The sequence below is a fragment of the Mesorhizobium sp. L-8-3 genome, assembly GCF_016756615.1.
Lineage (GTDB): Bacteria > Pseudomonadota > Alphaproteobacteria > Rhizobiales > Rhizobiaceae.
Window position 1 is genome coordinate 3703717 of sequence record NZ_AP023262.1, and the last position, 18764, is coordinate 3722480.

Genomic DNA, 18764 nt, shown 5'->3' on the forward strand with positions numbered 1-18764 from the left:
CATGCCGGCCTTGCCTTGAAGCATTCAGCGGGACGGCAACGGCCCGAATGCGAGGGGCCGGATCGAACCTGCCGGAAAGATTGGCGCAAACTGATCTTGCCATCTGGCTTATCGTATCCCGTCTAAATTTCTACATGTCTGACATAGGCTCATGAATACATAATACTCTTTGACGAAAATGCCTCGTGACGGGATTGGTATTGTAAGCCTCAGGTCGCCCTGCCGGCATCTTAATCAGCCATATCTGGCAGGGCAACCCGTGAGACTTGATTTCCGGCCTCGCCCGCACTCGACAACCTCGCCTTCCGCTCATGGCCGGTGCCGGTTCAGATTGAAAACGCGTCGGAAACATCGACGGCTTGCCGTCTGCACCGGGCCGGCGAAACCACACCTGCGCCCGTTCCGAAGCCGGTCCGGCAGGGGTTGCTCGGACCCTTCGAGGCCGGGCGGCGGCACTCCAGAGTTGCAGGCGGGTGGACATCCGTTCATGCGTCGACTATACGCACACCCTCTTGCCGAATCGTCGTTTCGGCAATCCACGCGCAGCCCGACGCTGTATTCGCCTCCTCGCGGCCGCCCATCCGGCGGCCAGGATCCTGCAGGCGGCCAAATCTCGAGAAGGAGACGTGTCCTACCGACCGGTGGACTTTGGAATGCTATTGGATACACAAAATCACCATACCGACCTCTCAAGGGTCAAACTCAGCATACGGCACGTCTTCAAGATCTTCGGCCCGCATCCCGGCGTCGCGCTGGACATGGCAAGGGCGGGCAAAGCAAAGCCGGAAATCCATCGAACCACCGGCTGCGTGGTCGGCGTCGACGACGCCAGCTTCGATATCATGGACGGCGAGATCTTCGTGATCATGGGGCTGTCGGGATCGGGCAAATCGACGCTGCTGCGCCTCCTCAATCGACTGATCGAGCCTACCGCCGGCGTGATCGAGGTAGACGGGCGCGACATCACCAGGATGTCGAAGCGCGAACTGATCGAATTGCGCCGGCGCGACATGAGCATGGTCTTTCAGTCCTTCGCTCTTCTGCCGAACCGCAATGTGCTCAACAATGCCGCCTTCGGGCTCGAGGTGGCGGGCGTGGGCGAAGCGGAGCGCATGGCAAAGGCGCTCGCTGCTCTCGAAGCGGTCGGCCTGCGCTCCTATGCGCAAAGCAGACCCGAGCAACTGTCGGGCGGAATGAAGCAGCGCGTCGGGCTCGCCAGGGCGCTGGCGAGCGAGCCGACGATCCTGCTCATGGACGAAGCCTTTTCCGCGCTCGACCCGCTGATCCGAACCGAAATGCAGGACGAACTGATGCGTCTGCAGGCCGAGCACAGCCGCACGATCATCTTTGTCAGTCATGATCTCGACGAGGCAATGCGCATCGGCGACCGCATCTGCATCATGCAGGACGGCAAGGTGGTGCAGGTCGGCACGCCTGACGAGATCGTGACCAACCCGGCCAACGACTACATACGCTCGTTCTTCCGCAATGTGGACGTCTCCCAGGTGTTCAAGGCGGGCGACATCGCCCACAAGACCCAGCTGACGATCGTGGACAGGCAGAGCGTCTCGATTGCAACCGCCCTCGAGCAATTGCGGCAATCCGATCGCGAAGTCGCCGTCGTCGTCGGCCGCGACCGCAAATATCGCGGCATGGTCAGCCAGGAGACGCTCGTCAGGAACGGCCAGCCCAAAGCAGCCGAGCCCTGTCGGGACGCCTTTCTTCCGGACGTGGTCCCCATTCCCGCCGGCGAACCCCTGTCGAACGTGCTGGGCCGCGTCGCAGAAAGCCGATGGCCTCTTCCGGTCATCGACGACGACAATCGATATCTCGGCTCCATCAGCAAGTCGTCGCTCCTGGAAACGCTCGACCGCGCGAGTTGAGCCGGCACCGAACGGAAGAAATCATGGATTTCGATCTCAGCATCGGCCACGGAGCCGATATCGCCGTCGACTATATCCTCGACAATTACATGCCGGCGCTCGATGCGATCGCGACGGCGATCGGCTTCGTTACGGGCGGCATACAGAATCTCTTGGTTTCGGTTCCTCCCGTTGCGGGCATAGCCGTTCTGACTCTGCTCGCCCTCTGGCGCGTCGGCTGGAAGTTCGCGCTGTTCACGCTCCTTTCGTTCTGGCTCATCCGCCATATGGGACTGTGGACCGCGACGATGGAGACGCTGTCACTGGTGCTTGCGGCGACGGCGATTGCGGTGGTGATCGGCATTCCGACCGGGATAGCGATGGCGCGCAGCGCGCCGGTTGCCTCCGCAGTGCGGCCCGTGCTTGACCTGATGCAGACCATGCCGGCTTTCGTCTATCTCATCCCGGCTGCGATGTTCTTCGGATTGGGGGCGGTGCCCGGCACGATCGCGACGGTGATCTTCGCCATGCCGCCGGTGGTCAGACTGACCAATCTGGGCATCCGCCAGGTCCACTCCGAGTTCGTCGAGGCGGGCCTGGCGTTCGGCTGCACCTCGCGACAGCTGCTCTTCAAGGTGCAACTGCCCAACGCCATGCCCTCGATCATGGCCGGCATCAACCAGACCATCATGCTGTCGCTGTCGATGGTCGTCATCGCGTCGATGATCGGTGCAGGCGGGCTCGGCAACACCGTCCTCACCGGCATCCAGCGCCTCGATGTCGGGACCGGCTTCGAGGGCGGGCTGGCGGTCGTCGTGCTCGCCGTGGTCCTCGACCGGATCACCCAGAGCCTCGGCAAGGGCAGGGCGCGTTTCCCAGGCTTCCTTGCGCTGCGCAAGGCAGGCGGACATTCGGGCACGGCTTCGCTCGAACGTTCCGATGCGGCAAGCGGCGGGGCACCCTCCGCTTGAACTCCCTATCCACAAGAAGGAGACAATATGTTCAGAAGACTGACACGGCTGGGATTGGCCGCGGCGATCGCCGCCGGTTTCGCGACGGCGGCATTTGCCCAGGACAACGCCAAGACGACCAAGCTGGGATGGGCCGCCTGGTCCGACGCGGAGTTCGTCACCAAGCTCGCCGCCAAGCTGATCGAGGACAACCTCGGCGCCAAGGTGGAACTGGTGCAGACCGACGTCGCTCCGCTCTATCAGGGTATCAGCCGTGGCGATCTCGACGCGATGATGATGGCCTGGCTGCCGCAGACCCATGCCGACTACTTCAAGCGCGTGGAGGACAAGGTCGAGACGCTGGGTTCGGTCTATGAGGGAGCGAAGCTCGGTTGGGTCGTGCCGGCCTACATTCCGCAGGACGCCGTCAACTCTATCGAGGATCTGAAGAAGGACGACGTCAAGGAAAAGCTCGGCGCGACGGTTCAGGGCATCGATCCCGGCGCCGGCCTTACCCGCCTCTCGGAAGCGGCCATCAAGGATTACGGCCTCGACTACAAGCTTCAGATCTCCAGCGAAGCCGGGATGCTGACGACGGTCGACCGGGACATGCGTTCGGAAAAATGGTTCGTCGCAACTGCCTGGAGCCCGCACTGGATGTTCGGGAAGTACAAGCTTCGCTACATCGAGGACCCGAAAGGCGCGCTGGGCGCGGCAGAGCATGTGGACGTTCTCGCGCGCAAGGGCTTCAAGGAAGACAATCCTGAAGCTGCCGCCTTTCTCTCGCGCATGAAACTGCCTCTCGACGAGCTCGAAGCCGCGATGTTCGACGCGCAGGAGACCTCCTATGAAAAGGCCGTCGACAAGTACATCGCAGATCACCCCGACCGGGTGAAGGCCTGGCTGGCGGGCTCGGAGTAAGACGCCAGTCATCTTCGATCGGCAGTGGGCCAAGGCAGAAGCCATGCGGCCGGCAACGAATTCTCGTCGGCCCTGGGTCGGCTCCCGATCGCAAGGATCAAGGGGTAGCTGTGCAGAGCCCTAACGCAAAAGGTGGGCTTGCGTTCGCGGCCAGATGCTCCATACTCCCCTCATTCGCTCCCCGCCGACTGCGGATGTACCAGCGGCGGGAAGTAGAAAGGCCGGGACTAGTCCCGGCCTTTTCACGTAGCGGGAGCCATAGGCGCTCATGGCTTCGATTGGCGGCCAGGCGGTCACCCTGAATTTAGGGAGATCCCTTTCCGAGTAGCTGCTCGCGGTCGTTTCGCGTCATCCTGCCTGTATGGGCTGCCGCCTGTTTCTCGGTAGGCCGAAATCAGGTGTTGAACTTGAACAACATCACGTCGCCGTCCTGGACGACATATTCCTTGCCTTCGTCGCGGGCCTTGCCGGCCTCCTTGGCGGCCACTTCGCCGCCGAGCGTCACGAAATCGTTGTAGGCGATCGTCTGGGCGCGGATGAAGCCGCGCTCGAAATCGGTGTGGATCACGCCCGCCGCCTGCGGCGCCTTGGTGCCCCTGGAGATGGTCCAGGCGCGGGTCTCCTTCGGGCCGGCGGTGAAATAGGTGATGAGGTCGAGCAGTTCGTATCCTGCCCGGATCAGCCGGTCGAGGCCGGGCTCCTCGAGGCCAAGCGCGGCCAGGAACTCGTGCTCCTCGTCATCTGGAAGCTGCGCGACCTCGGCTTCGATCGCGGCCGAAATCACGACGGTACGGGCGCCCTGCGCCGCCGCCATCGCCTCGACGGCTTTGGCGCGCGCGTTGCCGCTGGCCGCTTCCGCCTCGGCGACGTTGCAGACATAGAGCACGGGTTTGGAAGTCAGCAGGTTGAGGCCCTGCAGGATCTTCAGATCCTCCGCGGCGATATCAGCCAGCATGAGACGCACCGGCTTGCCGGCCTGCAGCAGTTCCAGCGCCTTTTCCATGACCGGCAGGATGGTCGTCGCTTCCTTGTCCTTGCCTGTCGCGCGCTTCCTGATCTGCACGATGCGTCGTTCCAGGCTTTCCAGATCCGACAGCATCAGCTCGGTTTCGACGGTCTCGGCATCCGCGACCGGATCTATGCGGCCTTCGACATGGGTGATGTCGTCATCCTCGAAGCAGCGCAGCACGTGCACGATCGCGTCGACCTCGCGGATGTTGGCGAGGAACTGGTTGCCCAGCCCTTCGCCCTTCGAGGCGCCGCGCACAAGGCCGGCGATGTCGACGAAGGAGATGCGGGTGGGGATGATCTCCTTCGACTTGGCCGCGCCGGCTATCTTGTCGAGGCGCGGGTCGGGAACCGCCACCTCGCCGGTGTTCGGCTCGATCGTGCAGAAGGGATAGTTGGCCGCCTGTGCCGCAGCCGTCCTGGTCAGCGCATTGAAGAGCGTCGACTTGCCGACATTGGGCAGGCCGACGATGCCGCATTTGAAACCCATTTTGTCCAGTCCTATGGGGAGGTCGAAATCTTGCACGGGCTATGGGCGATAGCCACGATCGCCGTCAACCCCTGTTGGCGCGCCGCGCGCCCGCAGAATGACGGAAGTCCTTCAATCCTTGCCCAGAAGCTTCTTCAGCATCGCGGCCATCGGGCCCGTTTCAGGCACTTTGGCGGTGGGCTGCTGCGGCCGCGCCTGCCGGATATGGCTCTGCGCCTTGGGAGCAGGCTTGGCCGGGCCGTTGCTGCCCGCACCCTGGACGGCAAGGCTCGCCTTGTTCATGAAGCCGTTGTCGTCACCCTCGGCCAGCAGCACTGCGTTGTCGGCCAATGCGTCGAGCAGAGGCTCCAGCCATTGCCTGTCGGACTTGGCGAAATCCCCCAGCACATGGCCATGCACCATCTCCTTGACGCCGGGATGACCGATGCCGATGCGCACCCGGCGATAGTCCTTGCCGACGTGGGCGTCGATCGAGCGGATGCCGTTGTGGCCCCCGGCACCGCCGCCCGTCTTGATCCTGATCTTGCCGGCGACGAGGTCGAGCTCGTCGTAGAGCACGGTGAGGGCTGCTGGCTCCAGCTTGTAGAAGCGCATCGCCTCGCCGACCGACTGGCCGGAAAGATTCATGAAGGTCTGGGGTTTCAGCAGGATGACCTTCTCGCCGCCGAGCTTGCCTTCGGCGACCTCGCCCTGGAACTTCTTCGACCAGGCAGAGAAACCATGGCGGCGGGCGATAGCGTCCGCCGCCATGAAACCGACATTGTGCCGGTTGTTGACGTATTTCGCGCCGGGATTGCCGAGACCAGCAAAGAGAAGCACGGTACCGGCCCTCCGGGGCGAAGCTATTCCTGGGCGCCTTCGGCTTCCGGAGCCTCTTCCGCCGCCTCGGCTTCCGGCTTCATCGCAGCCGAGCCGGCAATGGTGGCGATGGTGAAGTCGCGATCCGTGATCACCGGCTTCACGCCGGCCGGCAGCTTGACCGCCGAGATGTGGATCGAATCGCCGATATCAGCGCCGGTGAGATCGATGGTGATGAATTCCGGGATCGCATTGGCCGGGCAATGGAACTCGACTTCGTGGCGCACGACGTTCAGCACGCCGCCGCGCTTGAGGCCGGGCGACTTGTCCTCGTTGACGAAGTGGACGGGCACCTCGACATTGACTGCCGTGTTCTTGCCGACGCGCAGGAAGTCGACATGCATCGGGAAGTCGCGGACCGGATCCAGCTGATAGTCCTTCGGCAGGACCTGAATCTTCTTGCCGTCGACGTCGATCGTCGTGACGGTGGTCATGAAGCCGCCGCCGTGGATCTTGTAGAAGATGTCCTTGTAGCTGAGGGCGATCGCCAGGGGAGGCTGCTTGTCGCCATAGATGACTGCAGGCACTTTACCGTTGCGGCGAACTTCCCGAGCGGACCCCTTACCGACCCGTTCGCGCGCTTCGGCCTTGAGCTCGTAGGTTTCGCTCATGGCATTTCCTTTCGCGTTGTCTGGAGCGTTTGCGGCAGGCGAGAGCCTCGACCGTAAACGTCGAAAGCCGCCGGATGAGGCGGCTTTCCGCCGCGTTGCCTCCAAGGGTGTCTACGCGGGTGGCGGCTCTATAGCGGAAGAGGGTGGGGAGCGCAAGTTCGGCGCTACCAGCGCTTTCCGCGGCTTCAGCCAAAAAAGATCCCGCCGCGAGACCTTGCGGCGGGGGAGTGAGGAGGCTTGGCGAAGACTTCCAGGTCTCCGCGATCCGTCAAAGCAGCCAGGGCTCGCGCTGCCGTTCCCATTCCGACCAGAAAACGCGGCCCGGCCCGAGGACTTGTTCCGGACTTAGGCCCATGTCCTTGAGCAAGCGGTCGTCCCGCTCCCGGTTCCGCTTGCGTCTGCCCCAGTCGATAGCCCGCATCATTGCCGTGATTCCCTGATGTTCATGCGCTGTATCGCGCCGCCTTTGACATTTTTCAAACGAATTGGAATGATGTCTGCCATCAGAATTCTTCATGTCGGTCGGTGCGCTCATGACCCAGTTCGACAGCGATCTGCTCAGAACATTCGTGGCCATCGCCGACGCCGGCAATTTCACGCGCGCGGCCGACCATCTCGGGCGCACGCAATCGGCGATCTCCATGCAGATGAAGCGGCTGGAGGCGACTGTCGGCGACCCGCTTTTCGACCGCGGGTCGCGGGGCGTGTCGCTGACCCGCAAGGGCGATCATCTGCTGACCTATGCGCGCCGCGTCGTGGCGTTGCTGGACGAGACCGCGGCATCCCTCAACGCGCCGCCGCTCGACGGTCCGGTCCGCATCGGCATCCCGGAGGAATACGGAAACTCCATCCTGGCGCGTGCGCTCGGCGCTTTTGCCAAGCGCCATCCCCAGGTGGAGATCACGGTGCGCTACGCGCCCTCGTCGGTTCAGATGGCCGCGGTCGCGGACGGCGAACTCGATCTGGCCGTGGTCTTCGAGTGGCAGGACTTCTCGGACGGGGAGGTGTTGATGACTGATCCCACTGTCTGGGTCACCTCGGAGTTGCATCAGCTTCATGAGGAAAGGCCTTTGCCGGTGGCGCTCTACAACAACTCCGGCTGGTGCCGCGACTTTGCCGTCAAGTCGCTGAAGGAGCGCGGCATTGCCTATCGCGTCGCCTACAAGAGTGAGACAAATGGCGGATTGAAGCTCGCCGTCACCGCGGGTTTCGCCGTCGCTCCGATCTCACGCAGCAACATCCCGCCCGGCTGCCGCGAACTGACGGCAGCGGACGGTTTCGGCGCCATCGATTCCTCCAATGTCGTGCTCCACCGGAACCGGGCTTCCAGAAGCGCGGCCGTCGACGGTATGGCCGACGCGATCCGCGAAGCGTTCACGACGCGCCCCCTTTGAGCCCGTCAAGGCGCCCGGCGCTCGTGTGCGGCTTCGAGATGGCGAAGCTCGAGGGCGAGAGCAAAATCCGGCCCCAAGGTTCCAGTTGATGGGATGTCCCCTTTGCAGTAAGGTCATCGCATCGGGGGCATAGGTGGACTCCCCGTCAGGCTGTGGCCCAAGTTCCGCCTTCGCTATTGTGCGGAGGCTGCCATGCCGCAGAGGATTTCACCCCAACAACTCATTGACTTGATCGGGACCGAAGCTTGCCCCGTTGTCGTGGACGTGCGTCGTTCCGACGCTTTCCAGGCGGCGCCGAAGCGCATCGCCGGAGCTGTCTGGCGAGACCACATGGCGTCGCATGACTGGTTCCGGCAGATGCCGCAGGACAGGTCGCTCGTCGTCTACTGTACTCACGGCCACAATGTCAGCGCTCTTGCCGCCGCCCGGCTCGACCAGGCAGGCGCCGCGGTAGCCGTGCTCGACGGCGGCATCGAAGCCTTTGCGGCGGCGGGCGGCCCGATGGTGCGAAGGAGCGCCACTGGTGTGGACGTGTCTCGGCCGACGGGCAGCGTGTGGGTTACCCGTGAGAGACCCAAGATCGATCGTATCGCCTGTCCGTGGCTGATCCGACGCTTCGTCGATCCGTTCGCCACCTTTCTTTTCGTGGCCCCCGAGTGGGTTCGTGACGTGGCGGACGAACTGGGCGCCATTCCGTTCGACGTGGAGGGGGTCGACTACTCGCATCGCGGCGAGACATGCAGTTTCGACACGCTCCTCACCGAGTTCGGTCTCGACGATTCCTCGCTTCTGCATCTCGCGCGCATCGTGCGCGGGGCGGATACGGCGCGTCTCGACCTCGAGCCGCAGGCGGCCGGTCTGCTTGCCCTGTCGCTCGGTCTATCCGCGATCGAGCAGAACGACCACGCCCAACTGGAAAAGGGCATGCTGCTCTACGACGCGCTTTACGGCTGGTGTCGATATGCCGTCGAGGAGCGCCACAACTGGCCGGTGGGAGCGCAAGCGGCATGAACGCTCCCGTTCTTTCGCAGCCCCAGGTCCCGTTCGGCGAGGTGGTGCGGGTCTTCGCCCGGATCGGCGTCTTGTCTTTCGGTGGGCCCGCCGGTCAGATCGCGCTCATGCACCGCGTCCTCGTCGACGAGAAACGGTGGCTCGACGAAGCGCGCTTCCTGCATGCGCTCAACTATTGCATGCTGCTGCCGGGCCCCGAGGCCATGCAACTCGCCACCTATTCGGGCTGGCTGCTGCACGGCGTGCGCGGCGGCCTGGCCGCGGGGCTGCTCTTCGTGCTGCCGGGCGCCCTGGTCATCACCGCGATGTCGGCCGGGTATCTCCTGGTCGGACATGTCTCGATCGTGCAGGGTTTCCTGTTCGGGCTGAAGGCCGCGGTGCTGGCCGTCGTGCTGGAGGCCCTGATCCGGGTTTCGAAGCGGGCTTTGCGGAACAGGTCGATGCTGGCGCTCGCCTTCACCGCCTTCGTCGCTATCGCCTTCCTGAAGCTGCCGTTTCCGTTGATCATCTTCGCGGCCGCCTTGTGCGGTGCCCTCCTGCCATCGGCCACCGGGGCGCAGGTGAGCGATGACGCGGAGGAGAGCCGCCGGTTGATCGCCGAAGCGCCCGAATGGACCCGGCCGGGCACGCGCCGCCTGATAGCGACCTCGGCCGTCTGGCTGGGGCTCTGGCTGATACCGCTTGCCGCGCTCTGGATCCTGCAGGGACCAGGAGGTGTGTTTGCCGCCGAAGCGCTGTTCTTCACCAAGATGGCCACGGTCACATTCGGAGGCGCCTATGCCGTCCTCGCTTACGTGGCGCAGCAGGCGGTCGACGTCTATCACTGGCTCCAGCCCGACGAGATGCTTACCGGGCTCGGTCTCGCGGAGACCACCCCTGGCCCGCTTATCCTCGTGCTGGTCTTCGTCGGCTTCCTTGGCGGGGCGCGTCTTTCCGGTTTCGAGCCGCTTGTCGGCGGGCTGGCCGGCGCGGCGGTGACCTTGTGGTTCACTTTCGTGCCCTGTTTCCTCTGGATCTTCGTCGGCGCGCCCTATGTCGAGACGGTCCGCAACGTCCGCTGGCTTGCCGGCGCGCTCGCCGCCGTCACCGCCGCGGTGGTCGGCGTCATCGCCAACCTGGCGCTGTGGTTCGCGCTGCACGTCCTGTTCGGCAGCGTCGGCACGATCTCGGCCGGGCCATTCAGTTTTCCCATGCCCGATCCGGCGGCGTTCGACGCGGCAAGCGCCGGCATCGCGCTCGCTGCCGGCATCGCACTGATCCGCTTCCACGCCAACATGATCAGCGTTCTGGCGGCGGCGGCCGCCGGCGGAATGATCTGGATGCTGGCCGCCGGCTGAGAGCCAGGATTGTTGCAGGCCTTGTGGATATCGATGTCGGCATCTCCGGGCGATTTCCAAGGGGCCTGCGACCGTGCGGCCCACGCCCATCGGCGGGAAAGCCAAGGGGCCCCGGATGGCGCAGCGAGGCGCGATAGTCAGATCGGCAAACTCGGCGCCCCGTCGGCAGGCAACGCCGATCAATCCTTGATGACCACCGTTGACACCAGCGCCACCACGGTGAATTTTTGACGCCTGCTTTCAACGTGATGAACTGCGTCCGCCGGCTCCGGCCGTGCCAGAACGAGGCGAGCCACCTCGTTAGGCGGTCTTCTCCGGTGCTTCGCGAGATGTCGCCAGGCAGACGAGGCGCCGCCGCAACATTACCCCGTCACGCCGTCTTCGACGACCTGCCGAAATAACAGGCCCGTCCTGTTATTTCCCAGTTTTTTACAGGACCGCCAGCTGTCCGGGCTCGGTTATCACCGGCCGCAAAACAGGAGCCGGGCATGTACGCGTCATACCGACGGCACTCTGGGGATGCACATATCTTTGCAGAACGAGGCGTCGCGGCGCGCGGATTCTCCCCCTCCGCGCTCCAACGATCGATCTTGTCGGCTGTCGGTATCAGTCGAAGAGGCTCGACACCGATTCTTCGGTCGCCGTGCGCGATATGGCTTCGCCGATGAGGTCGGCGATCGAGATGACGCGGATGTTGTGGGCGTCCACCACCGCCTGGGTCGGCTGGATGGAATCGGTGATGACCAGTTCCTGAAGCTTCGAGCCGGTGATGCGCGCGGCCGCGCCGCCGGAAAGCACGCCGTGGGTGATGTAGGCGGTTACGCTGCGGGCACCCTTCTCCAGAAGAGCGTCCGCTGCGTTGCACAGCGTGCCGCCGGAGTCGACGATGTCGTCCAGAAGCAGGCAGTCCTTGCCCTTGACGTCGCCGATGACGTTCATGACCTCGGACTCGCCCGGCCGCTCGCGGCGCTTGTCGACGATTGCGAGCTGTGCGTCGACGCGCTTGGCGAGCGCGCGCGCACGTACCACGCCGCCGACGTCGGGCGAGACCACCATCACGTTGGACAGTTGCCGGTACTTGGCCTTCACGTCGCGCGCCATGACCGGAACGGAGAACAGATTGTCGGTCGGTATGTCGAAGAAGCCCTGGATCTGGCCGGCATGCAGGTCCAGCGTCAGCACGCGATTGGCGCCGGCACGGGTGATCATGTTGGCGACGAGCTTGGCGGAGATCGGCGTGCGGCCCGATGCGCGACGGTCCTGCCGCGCATAGCCGAAATAGGGGATCACCGCCGTGATGCGCCGCGCCGAAGAGCGCATGAAGGCGTCGATCATGATCAGGAGTTCCATCAGGTGGTCATTGGTCGGGAAGGATGTCGACTGCAGGATGAAGACATCCTCTCCGCGCACATTCTCCTGGATCTCGACGAAGATCTCCTGATCGGCGAAGCGGCGTACACTCGCCTTCCCCAACGGAATATTGAGATACCGGGCAACCGCTTCGGCCAGAACCCGGTTGGAATTGCCCGCGAAGAGTTTCATGAAGTTTCCCTGGCGATGGGGGCGCCCTTAGATGTGGGGGCTTTTAGCTTTCTTCGCCGCCATTGCAAGCGGAGAGACGATGAATCGTCGTCAAAATCCAAAGATTCGCCTAGCCGGTGCGGCCTCCAAGCCACAGCGCGAGCTGGTCCACGGTGACGTCGGCGATCGTCTGCATGGTCGTATCAGGCACGGCGGCCCAGCCTTCGCCACTGCCGGCCACCTTCTGCTGGCCCTGGATGCGGTGCAGGCGATTGCCCGAAGTGTCGAGCACGTCCCAGACATAGATGACGGTCGTCTCCTTGCCCTCGGTGATGGCCGACAGGTAGCCCTTGAGCACATAGGAGGCGCCCGGCTCATCGGAACGCGCGAGCCCGATTCCGCGCTCCTTTGCCCTGGTCGCCAGCCGCTCGGTGAGGGGTGTGACCGCTTCGACCGTCGAGCCGACGATCGGTGCGAACTGGATCCTGGCCGAGCTGTCGATTGCGGCGACCGTTTCACCGCCCGGCGCGACAGGTGACGGAGCGGTGGAGGCGGCGGTCGGCGGATTGCCGACCATCGCCGACGGTTCGAGCACATCCGAGGTCGTGCAGGCCGCGAGCATGAGTGCTGAAAGCACGGTCACGGAAGTGGCGAGCACCCGGCTCATTCCCCGCATAACTCCACTATCTGCCGCACCTTTTTCGGTCATTATGGTTTCACTGCACGATCAAGTCGAGATCATGGCGCGACAGCGGCTTGGGCGCCGATTCGGTGGTGAGATAGGTACGGCCGAGCGTCATGGCCGTCTCGGTCTCCGAATCCATGATGATCATATGGGCGAACAAGGTCATATCAGGGGCGATCGGCTCGGGATTGCCCTGATAGAACATGGGCATATCCATCCAGGACGGCGAGAAGCGCGCGCCGACGGAATAGCCGCAGGCGTTGAGGCGATGCCTGGTCAGCTCATGCGCCTCCATGACCCTGGCATGCGCGTCGAAGACGTCGCCGAACGTCTTGCCCGGCACCATGGTCTTCTCGACCATGACCAGCGCGTCCCTGGCCGCGTCGAACAGCTCCTGATGGCGCTTGGAGGCCTTGCCCGTCAGTACCGTGCGCATCATCGGCGCGTGGTAGCGGTGAAAGACCCCCGACCATTCGAGCGTGAGCTGATCGTTCTTGCTGAGCTTGCGCCGTCCGGATTTGTAGCGGACCAGAAGGGCGTCGGGGCCGGATCCGACGATGAACTCGTTGGCCGGATAGTCGCCGCCGCCGGCCAGCACGGCGCCCTGCATCGCGGCCAGTATGGCGCCTTCGTCGCCGCCCTGGACGATCAGCGGCAGTGCCGCGTCGAGCGCCTCGTCCGAAAGTGCTGCGGCCCGTTCGGCCTTGCGGATCTCGGCCGGACTCTTGAACAGCCGGAGCCGGCCGACGATACCGGACGCATCGGCGATCTGGCCGAAGGTCTGCAACTGCTCGTCGACGCGCCGGCCGTTATAGGCGGTCAATCCATGCGTATCGTATTCGACCCCGATGCGCGCGCCGAGCAGGCCGAGATCATTCAGCAGGTTGCGCAGGTCGATCGCCGGGTTGACGTTGTCGCGGTCGGTCCAGACGAGGATGTTGTCGAGGATCGAGGTATGTCGCGCCTGGCGCAGATCGGCCGATCGGGTCAGAAGCGTCATCGAGCCGTCGAGCTTGACGACCAGGCATTGGAAGAAGCAGTAGCCGAAAGTGTCGTAGCCGGTCAGCCAGTACATGCTCTCCTGGGCGAATAGCAGGATCGCGTCGAGCTTCTTGGCCGCCATCTCGATCAGCAGCCGATCGCGTCGCGCGTCATACTCGCTTCGTTCGAAATGCAACGCCATCGTCAGGCCTCCAGAACTATCGCTGAAATCAGCCGCCCGTAGTCGGCTTCCTTGCGGTGTGTGGCCCGCCGGTAGGAATAGAAGAGGTCCTCTTCGGCATAGGTGCAGCGGCCGAGCATTGCCGCTAGCACGCCCGCGCGCGCGAGGCGATCGACGCTATAGGTGTTGAGGTCGAACAGTGCGTGATCGTCGCGTCCGGACGGCCTGAAATATCGCCGGTTTGCTGCATCGGCCTCGACGAAGCGGGCGACGAATTCCGGCCCGACCTCGTAGTTTTCTTGGCTGATCGACGGGCCAAGCACGGCGACGATCCGGTCGCGCCTGGCGCCGAGCTGCTCCATCGCGGAAATCGTGTTCTCGAGCACGCCGGTCAAGGCGCCTTTCCAGCCGGCATGGGCCGCGCCGACGACGCGGGCGTCGGCGTCGGCGAAAAGCACCGGCCCGCAATCGGCGGCCGAGGCGCAGACCGCCAGCCCCGGCCGGTTGGTCACGAGCGCGTCTGCCTTGGGTCGGTCGCCGGTAAACTTCCCGTGCACGACGATCACATCAGGGGAATGGACCTGATGGACGCTGAGCAGGCAGTCGGGCGCCACACCCATCCAGGTCGCCACGCGCCGGCGATTCTCGACTACCTTGCCCGGATCGTCATCCGATCCGGTTCCGGTGTTGAGGCCGCGATAGATGCCCTCGGAAACCCCGCCTGTGCGCGTGAAATAGCCGTGGCGGATGCCGCGGGCGGCCGCCTGATCGAGCAAGGGTGATCGGACCGGGTCCGGTTTCGAAACATCCAGCATATGCCGCCTTGTTCACATCGGGAGCGATTTCGTCAAGCCATCCCTCTCGCGCCCTCGTCTTCGCGGGCGGACAGTGGGCCAGGCGCGGGGACGGTGTCAATCCGGCGATGAAAAAGGCGGAAGCGGCAATTCCTGTCGCGCGACTGCCATCACCTTGAACAGCGAGCCCATCTGGTCCGGTCCGGCGAGCCGCTCGACCTCGCCGGAAATCCGCTCGCGTCCCGCTTCGTCGGCATCGGCGCCGAGACGGCCGGCGCGTTCGAGCAGTCCCATGCGAAGCAGGAAGCCTCCCTGGGTTGCGAGCCCCGCGACGAGGCCGGCCGCGCGCACCGCATCGGCGAGGGCGGCGAAGTCGACATGGGCGGTCAGATCGGCCTTGCCCGGTTCGGCGAGCGGATCCGTGAAGGCATGTCGCCGGAGAGCCTGAAAGGAATCGCCCGTGGCCGGCTCCAGATACCCGTAGTCGAAGAAGAGACCGGCACCACCGTCGCCGGCGATGCGTTCGGCGATCTTTTGCATCAGTGCCGACCGTGACGGAGCGACTTCCACGATCGTCCCCGGCGCCGCTTCGGCCGCTGCTGCCGGAAGCAGCGACGCGTCGAGCGAGCCAGCCCCTGCCAGGAACGCAAGATTTCCGTTGCCGTCGGCGCCGACGCAGCGTTCGCGCCACCCGCTTTCGGTGCGCACATACTGGCGGATCGGCACGGCGTCGAAGAGCTCGTTGCCGACGATGAAGAGCGGCAGGCTGGGCAGGGCATCGATGTCATCGTGCCAGTCGAACGGCCCCGAAGAAGTCGCGAGCGTCTCGGCCTGGATGCGGGCGAGGCGCGGGCTGACCTCGATCAGCTCGAACCGGGCGGCCTCGTGCAGTTGCGGCGCGATCCGGCGCAGCGTCCGCTCCATATCCTTCATGAGGGTTCCGCGACCCGGGCCGATCTCGACGATCATGGCGGGCGAGGGGCGGTCCACTGCCTGCCATGCCGATACGATCCAGGCGCCGACCAGTTCGCCGAACATCTGGCTCACTTCCGGCGCGGTCGTGAAGTCGCCGCCGCGGCCGAACGGCTCGCGGCTCATATAGTACCCCTCTTTCCGGTCGTAGAGGCAGAGCGTCATGTAGTCGGCGACCGAAAGCGGTCCCTGTGCCTCGATGAGGTCGAGAATGCGCCGCCTGAGCGATCGTTGCGTCATGCCGGTCGGGTCTGGGAAGCGGCACGTTTTGCCCGTGCGATCGCCCACAGCCCGATCAGCACCATGGGCACTGACAGAACCATGCCCATGGTCAGCCATCCGCCGAGCAGGTAGCCGATCTGGGCATCGGGCTCGCGGAAGAACTCGACGAAAATGCGCGACAGGCCGTAGCCGGTGACGAAGGCGCCGGCGACGAAGCCGGGCTGCTTCAGCTTGAGCAGGCCGTGAGTGAGAATGCGCAGCACCACGAACAGCGCCAGGCCTTCGAGCCCCGCTTCGTAAAGTTGGCTGGGGTGGCGGGCGAACGGCCCGCCATTGGGAAACTCGACGGCCCAGGGCACATCCGTGATCCTGCCCCAGAGCTCGGAATTGATGAAGTTGGTGATCCGGACCAGCCCCAGGCCGACAGGAACGCCCGCGGCGATCACGTCGAACATGGTCCAGACGCTGATCCCGCGCGAGCGGGCGAACAGGATCATGGCCAGCGTGCAGCCGGTGAAGCCGCCATGGAAAGACATGCCGCCCTGCCATACCGCGAAGATGTCGAGCGGATTTGCGAGGTAGCGGGCGAAGTCGTAGAACAGCACATAGCCAATACGGCCGCCGAGCACGACGCCGATCGCGGCCCAGACGACGAAGTCGTCGAGATCCGTCGGCTTCATCGGGAGCGTGCCGTTCGCCCACAATCTCGGATTGGTCACCAGACGCTTGCCGTACCACCATGCGAACAGGATGCCGACAATATAGGCGACACCGTACCAGTGGACGGCGAAGGGGCCGATCTGGACGATGACGGGATCGATGTTCGGGAAGGGCAGGGCCGCAAGCGGCGGGCTCAGATATTCGCTCATGACGTCTCCCGGTCGGAGTCGGCGCGGACCATGCGGCAGGGTTCCGGCAGGGTCAAGGCGGCGGGGTGGCGCAAGGGCGGCCAGCGGGCCCCGCGGCGTTCAATCTTCCGGGAACAGAATGCGTTCGTAGTCCATCGCGCCATGGAGGACATGGAGAATCTCGACGTTCTCGCCGCTCGCGCGATAGAAGATCAGATAGTTGCCGTGCACACGACGCCTATGACCGGCGCAAGGTTCCCTGGGAAATGACTGGAGATCATAGGCAAACGGGAAATTACCGTGCTGCTCGGGAGCACCGAAGCGAAAGCCTTGAGGTGCTATCCCAAGGTCTAGCGGACGCTGAGCGACAGTACCGCGCCTATTCCCGGATGAGCACCACTGGGTTGGCCCGCAAGGCTCAAAAGCGCGTCAGGGCGGCTGCGAGGAGGCCCCCGAATTTTCCCTGCACGCCGGTCTTGAGGCAGGATCCGCACCCGGTCCGTTATAGCCGTGCCTTTCATCCCGCCCGCCGCGCGCCTTGCCTTGTGGATGGGCTGGGCACGGGCGGCCTGTTTCAAGAAGCGCGGTGGTCACTGTGGCCACTGCTGCGAAGGCGGCGTCTGCGGCACAGGTATCTGGTAGATTAGATGTATACGCTCTCGGCGTACCATCGAGGGGGTGATTTTCGCCCGAATGGTACGCTCTCGGCGTGCCGTGAACTTTTCTCCGGCTGCAACTTCATGAAGTCTTTGGTCACCGGCATGCCGCTTCGGATGGGCAGATCGATCGGCAGTTCGGTGAGTATCCACGTCAAGGCGCGCAGCTTGCTGTGTTTTTCACCACGACCAGCCGCAGCATCAGCGAGTCGTGCACGAACCCGCGTTGCAATCGCATGTCGTCGTGTTGGTCCCGTCGGCGCAGGTGGCCATCGTCCCCGTGCTCATGCAGTTGGCAGAAGCCCCCGAGGCGCTGCACTGCAGCACTTTTTGCCCAGAGGTGCATTGCGCCGAACAAGTGACTGCCAGTGCGACGGCGCCCCCCTTAATGGGCGTCATCTCAATGATCGGGATCTGGATCTGCAATGGCAGCATACGCACGATTTGGCCGTATTGCGTTGGATCATATTGTGGCGCAATCGGAGTAGTCTTCTCTTCCGCCGACGCGGGCACACCAAACCAGAAGACAATCATCAAGGCGCCAATGACTCTGAAGAGACCAATGTAGAACTGCTCTTTCATAGCATCCTCCCGATGCTTTGATCGCTAGTATTCAATACTAGCACAAATCAACCTTTCCGCCTAGCGAGGGTGTGGCGCTAGCACCCACGGCCAACGGATCAGATGCTGCCTGGCCTTGCGCCGCTACCGTCATTGACGGGCACGTTTCGAATGCCGGGGCAGAGGCAGCTAGAAGAACATACTTTACCGCCAACCGCGTCGAATCGCGCCTACGAGCCTTGACAGGCGGTACGTTTGTTCGCGGACGGATACCGTGAAGGCGCCTCGGATCGAGGGCTGGCCATTGTGCGAGGCGCGGAAAGCCAAGCGGCATTTCGGCCAGGCCCAGGCATTTGTCGCGAAGTTCCTGAACGAAGCTCATGGCCCGATCGGCATTCGGCAGAGCAATGTGATCTCCGATCTCCTATAATTCGACCTCGGCGGCCCGGGCGAGGAAAACCCTCATCTCACGCCCTGTTTCGTGCCATGGCGCGATACTTGGCCTCCAGACGGTCGAACACCTCCTCTGCCGGCGTCACGCGTCCGGCCTCGGCATCCGCGAGACCGCGCTCGAGCGCCGCATTCAGCGCGGCGAGCCGGGTCTCCCGTTCCTGGATGAGGCGTACCCCTTCCCGCAGCACCTCGCTCTTGGAGTTGTAGCGGCCGCTGCTGACCATCTTCGAGACGAATGCCTCGATCTGTTCTCCGAGATCGGCGCTGATCAGCATGACAGGCTCCTTATGGTTTGATCCTTAATAACTATTATTGGCGGTGGACTTCGGTAAGCCATCCATGCGCGTCTTTTCGTCCGCCAAGCCGGTGGAGAGTTACCCAGGGCCGTGCTCACGCCTTGCATTCGTCGCCCTTGCCCATTACCTCCAATCCAGCACGTGAGGTATCA

At 63.9% G+C, this 18764-nt stretch carries 19 protein-coding genes; 6 read left to right on the top strand and 13 right to left on the bottom strand.

Translation table 11 applies throughout. The annotated features are described in order from the left end of the window. Window positions 1-653 precede the first annotated feature (653 nt). Genes proV through JN302_RS17310 form a run of 3 tightly spaced genes read left to right on the top strand, consistent with a single transcriptional unit; the run spans window position 654 to window position 3733 of the window. A complete protein-coding gene (gene proV, locus JN302_RS17300; protein ID WP_202333888.1) occupies window positions 654-1883 on the top strand; it encodes a glycine betaine/L-proline ABC transporter ATP-binding protein ProV in 1230 nt (409 codons plus the stop codon). 23 nt (window positions 1884-1906) lie between these two features. After that, window positions 1907-2833 carry an ABC transporter permease gene (locus JN302_RS17305; RefSeq protein WP_202333889.1) on the top strand — a complete coding sequence of 309 codons (927 nt, stop codon included), beginning with the start codon at window positions 1907-1909 and terminating at the stop codon, window positions 2831-2833. Between the two features lie 27 nt (window positions 2834-2860). Then, on the top strand, window positions 2861-3733 hold the full coding sequence (locus JN302_RS17310; protein ID WP_202333890.1) for a glycine betaine ABC transporter substrate-binding protein: 873 nt from the start codon (window positions 2861-2863) through the stop codon (window positions 3731-3733). A gap of 394 nt (window positions 3734-4127) precedes the next feature. Here the strand turns inward: JN302_RS17310 and ychF are convergent, their stop codons facing one another. The 4 genes from ychF to JN302_RS17330 form a co-directional block, all read right to left on the bottom strand. Continuing rightward, window positions 4128-5231: a redox-regulated ATPase YchF gene (gene ychF, locus JN302_RS17315; protein WP_202333891.1), complete on the bottom strand. Its 1104-nt coding sequence runs from the start codon at window positions 5229-5231 to the stop codon at window positions 4128-4130. Between the two features lie 111 nt (window positions 5232-5342). Further along, window positions 5343-6050: an aminoacyl-tRNA hydrolase gene (gene pth / locus JN302_RS17320; RefSeq protein ID WP_202333892.1), complete on the bottom strand. Its 708-nt coding sequence runs from the start codon at window positions 6048-6050 to the stop codon at window positions 5343-5345. A 23-nt stretch (window positions 6051-6073) separates the two neighbouring features. Next, a complete protein-coding gene (locus tag JN302_RS17325) occupies window positions 6074-6700 on the bottom strand; it encodes a 50S ribosomal protein L25/general stress protein Ctc (protein ID WP_202333893.1) in 627 nt (208 codons plus the stop codon). 268 nt (window positions 6701-6968) lie between these two features. Beyond that, on the bottom strand, window positions 6969-7235 hold the full coding sequence (locus JN302_RS17330; RefSeq protein WP_202313699.1) for a hypothetical protein: 267 nt from the start codon (window positions 7233-7235) through the stop codon (window positions 6969-6971). On the opposite strand from JN302_RS17330, the gene JN302_RS17335 reads away from it, so the two are divergent. The 3 genes from JN302_RS17335 (at window position 7234) to chrA (ending at window position 10442) form a co-directional block, all read left to right on the top strand. Continuing rightward, window positions 7234-8094, top strand: coding sequence for a LysR family transcriptional regulator (locus tag JN302_RS17335; protein ID WP_202313700.1), 861 nt, complete (start codon window positions 7234-7236; stop codon window positions 8092-8094). The two genes, JN302_RS17330 and JN302_RS17335, sit on opposite strands and share 2 nt — an antisense overlap. 192 nt (window positions 8095-8286) lie before the next feature. Continuing rightward, on the top strand, window positions 8287-9105 hold the full coding sequence (locus tag JN302_RS17340; protein WP_202333894.1) for a chromate resistance protein ChrB domain-containing protein: 819 nt from the start codon (window positions 8287-8289) through the stop codon (window positions 9103-9105). Continuing rightward, window positions 9102-10442, top strand: a complete 1341-nt coding sequence (gene chrA, locus JN302_RS17345) for a chromate efflux transporter (RefSeq protein WP_202333895.1) — start codon at window positions 9102-9104, stop codon at window positions 10440-10442. The genes JN302_RS17340 and chrA overlap by 4 nt, the downstream gene beginning before the upstream one ends. A 606-nt stretch (window positions 10443-11048) precedes the next feature. Here chrA and JN302_RS17350 read toward each other — a convergent pair. The 9 genes from JN302_RS17350 to JN302_RS17390 form a co-directional block, all read right to left on the bottom strand. After that, window positions 11049-11984 (bottom strand): ribose-phosphate pyrophosphokinase, encoded by a 936-nt coding sequence (locus JN302_RS17350; RefSeq protein ID WP_202313705.1) that lies wholly within the window; start codon window positions 11982-11984, stop codon window positions 11049-11051. Between the two features lie 109 nt (window positions 11985-12093). Then, the gene (locus tag JN302_RS17355) at window positions 12094-12630 is read right to left on the bottom strand and encodes a hypothetical protein (RefSeq protein ID WP_202333896.1); all 537 of its coding nucleotides are present in this window, start codon (window positions 12628-12630) and stop codon (window positions 12094-12096) included. Between the two features lie 49 nt (window positions 12631-12679). Continuing rightward, window positions 12680-13831, bottom strand: a complete 1152-nt coding sequence (locus JN302_RS17360) for a M24 family metallopeptidase (protein WP_202333897.1) — start codon at window positions 13829-13831, stop codon at window positions 12680-12682. Window positions 13832-13833: 2 nt separating this feature from the next. Next, window positions 13834-14625: a peptidoglycan editing factor PgeF gene (gene pgeF / locus JN302_RS17365; RefSeq protein ID WP_202313711.1), complete on the bottom strand. Its 792-nt coding sequence runs from the start codon at window positions 14623-14625 to the stop codon at window positions 13834-13836. 96 nt (window positions 14626-14721) lie between these two features. Beyond that, a complete protein-coding gene (locus JN302_RS17370; protein ID WP_202333898.1) occupies window positions 14722-15816 on the bottom strand; it encodes a class I SAM-dependent methyltransferase in 1095 nt (364 codons plus the stop codon). Beyond that, window positions 15813-16667, bottom strand: coding sequence for a prolipoprotein diacylglyceryl transferase (gene lgt / locus JN302_RS17375; RefSeq protein ID WP_202333899.1), 855 nt, complete (start codon window positions 16665-16667; stop codon window positions 15813-15815). Before lgt ends, JN302_RS17370 begins: the two co-directional genes overlap by 4 nt. Before the next feature lie 99 nt (window positions 16668-16766). Continuing rightward, window positions 16767-16988 (bottom strand): type II toxin-antitoxin system RelE/ParE family toxin, encoded by a 222-nt coding sequence (locus JN302_RS39970; RefSeq protein WP_202334317.1) that lies wholly within the window; start codon window positions 16986-16988, stop codon window positions 16767-16769. A 515-nt stretch (window positions 16989-17503) separates the two neighbouring features. Further along, window positions 17504-17884: a hypothetical protein gene (locus JN302_RS17385; protein WP_202333900.1), complete on the bottom strand. Its 381-nt coding sequence runs from the start codon at window positions 17882-17884 to the stop codon at window positions 17504-17506. 446 nt (window positions 17885-18330) lie between these two features. After that, complete coding sequence (locus JN302_RS17390; protein ID WP_202313719.1) at window positions 18331-18591, bottom strand: type II toxin-antitoxin system ParD family antitoxin; 261 nt, start codon at window positions 18589-18591, stop codon at window positions 18331-18333. Window positions 18592-18764: the final 173 nt, after the last annotated feature.

Coding starts and splice junctions, on each gene's coding strand:
- proV (WP_202333888.1), top strand. CDS start 654: ATGCTATTGGATACACAAAATCACCATACCGACCTCTCAAGGGTCAAA.
- JN302_RS17305 (WP_202333889.1), top strand. CDS start 1,907: ATGGATTTCGATCTCAGCATCGGCCACGGAGCCGATATCGCCGTCGAC.
- JN302_RS17310 (WP_202333890.1), top strand. CDS start 2,861: ATGTTCAGAAGACTGACACGGCTGGGATTGGCCGCGGCGATCGCCGCC.
- ychF (WP_202333891.1), bottom strand. CDS start 5,231: ATGGGTTTCAAATGCGGCATCGTCGGCCTGCCCAATGTCGGCAAGTCG.
- JN302_RS17325 (WP_202333893.1), bottom strand. CDS start 6,700: ATGAGCGAAACCTACGAGCTCAAGGCCGAAGCGCGCGAACGGGTCGGT.
- JN302_RS17335 (WP_202313700.1), top strand. CDS start 7,234: ATGACCCAGTTCGACAGCGATCTGCTCAGAACATTCGTGGCCATCGCC.
- JN302_RS17330 (WP_202313699.1), bottom strand. CDS start 7,235: ATGAGCGCACCGACCGACATGAAGAATTCTGATGGCAGACATCATTCC.
- JN302_RS17340 (WP_202333894.1), top strand. CDS start 8,287: ATGCCGCAGAGGATTTCACCCCAACAACTCATTGACTTGATCGGGACC.
- chrA (WP_202333895.1), top strand. CDS start 9,102: ATGAACGCTCCCGTTCTTTCGCAGCCCCAGGTCCCGTTCGGCGAGGTG.
- JN302_RS17350 (WP_202313705.1), bottom strand. CDS start 11,984: ATGAAACTCTTCGCGGGCAATTCCAACCGGGTTCTGGCCGAAGCGGTT.
- JN302_RS17355 (WP_202333896.1), bottom strand. CDS start 12,630: ATGAGCCGGGTGCTCGCCACTTCCGTGACCGTGCTTTCAGCACTCATG.
- JN302_RS17360 (WP_202333897.1), bottom strand. CDS start 13,831: ATGGCGTTGCATTTCGAACGAAGCGAGTATGACGCGCGACGCGATCGG.
- pgeF (WP_202313711.1), bottom strand. CDS start 14,625: ATGCTGGATGTTTCGAAACCGGACCCGGTCCGATCACCCTTGCTCGAT.
- JN302_RS17370 (WP_202333898.1), bottom strand. CDS start 15,816: ATGACGCAACGATCGCTCAGGCGGCGCATTCTCGACCTCATCGAGGCA.
- lgt (WP_202333899.1), bottom strand. CDS start 16,667: ATGAGCGAATATCTGAGCCCGCCGCTTGCGGCCCTGCCCTTCCCGAAC.
- JN302_RS17385 (WP_202333900.1), bottom strand. CDS start 17,884: ATGAAAGAGCAGTTCTACATTGGTCTCTTCAGAGTCATTGGCGCCTTG.
- JN302_RS17390 (WP_202313719.1), bottom strand. CDS start 18,591: ATGCTGATCAGCGCCGATCTCGGAGAACAGATCGAGGCATTCGTCTCG.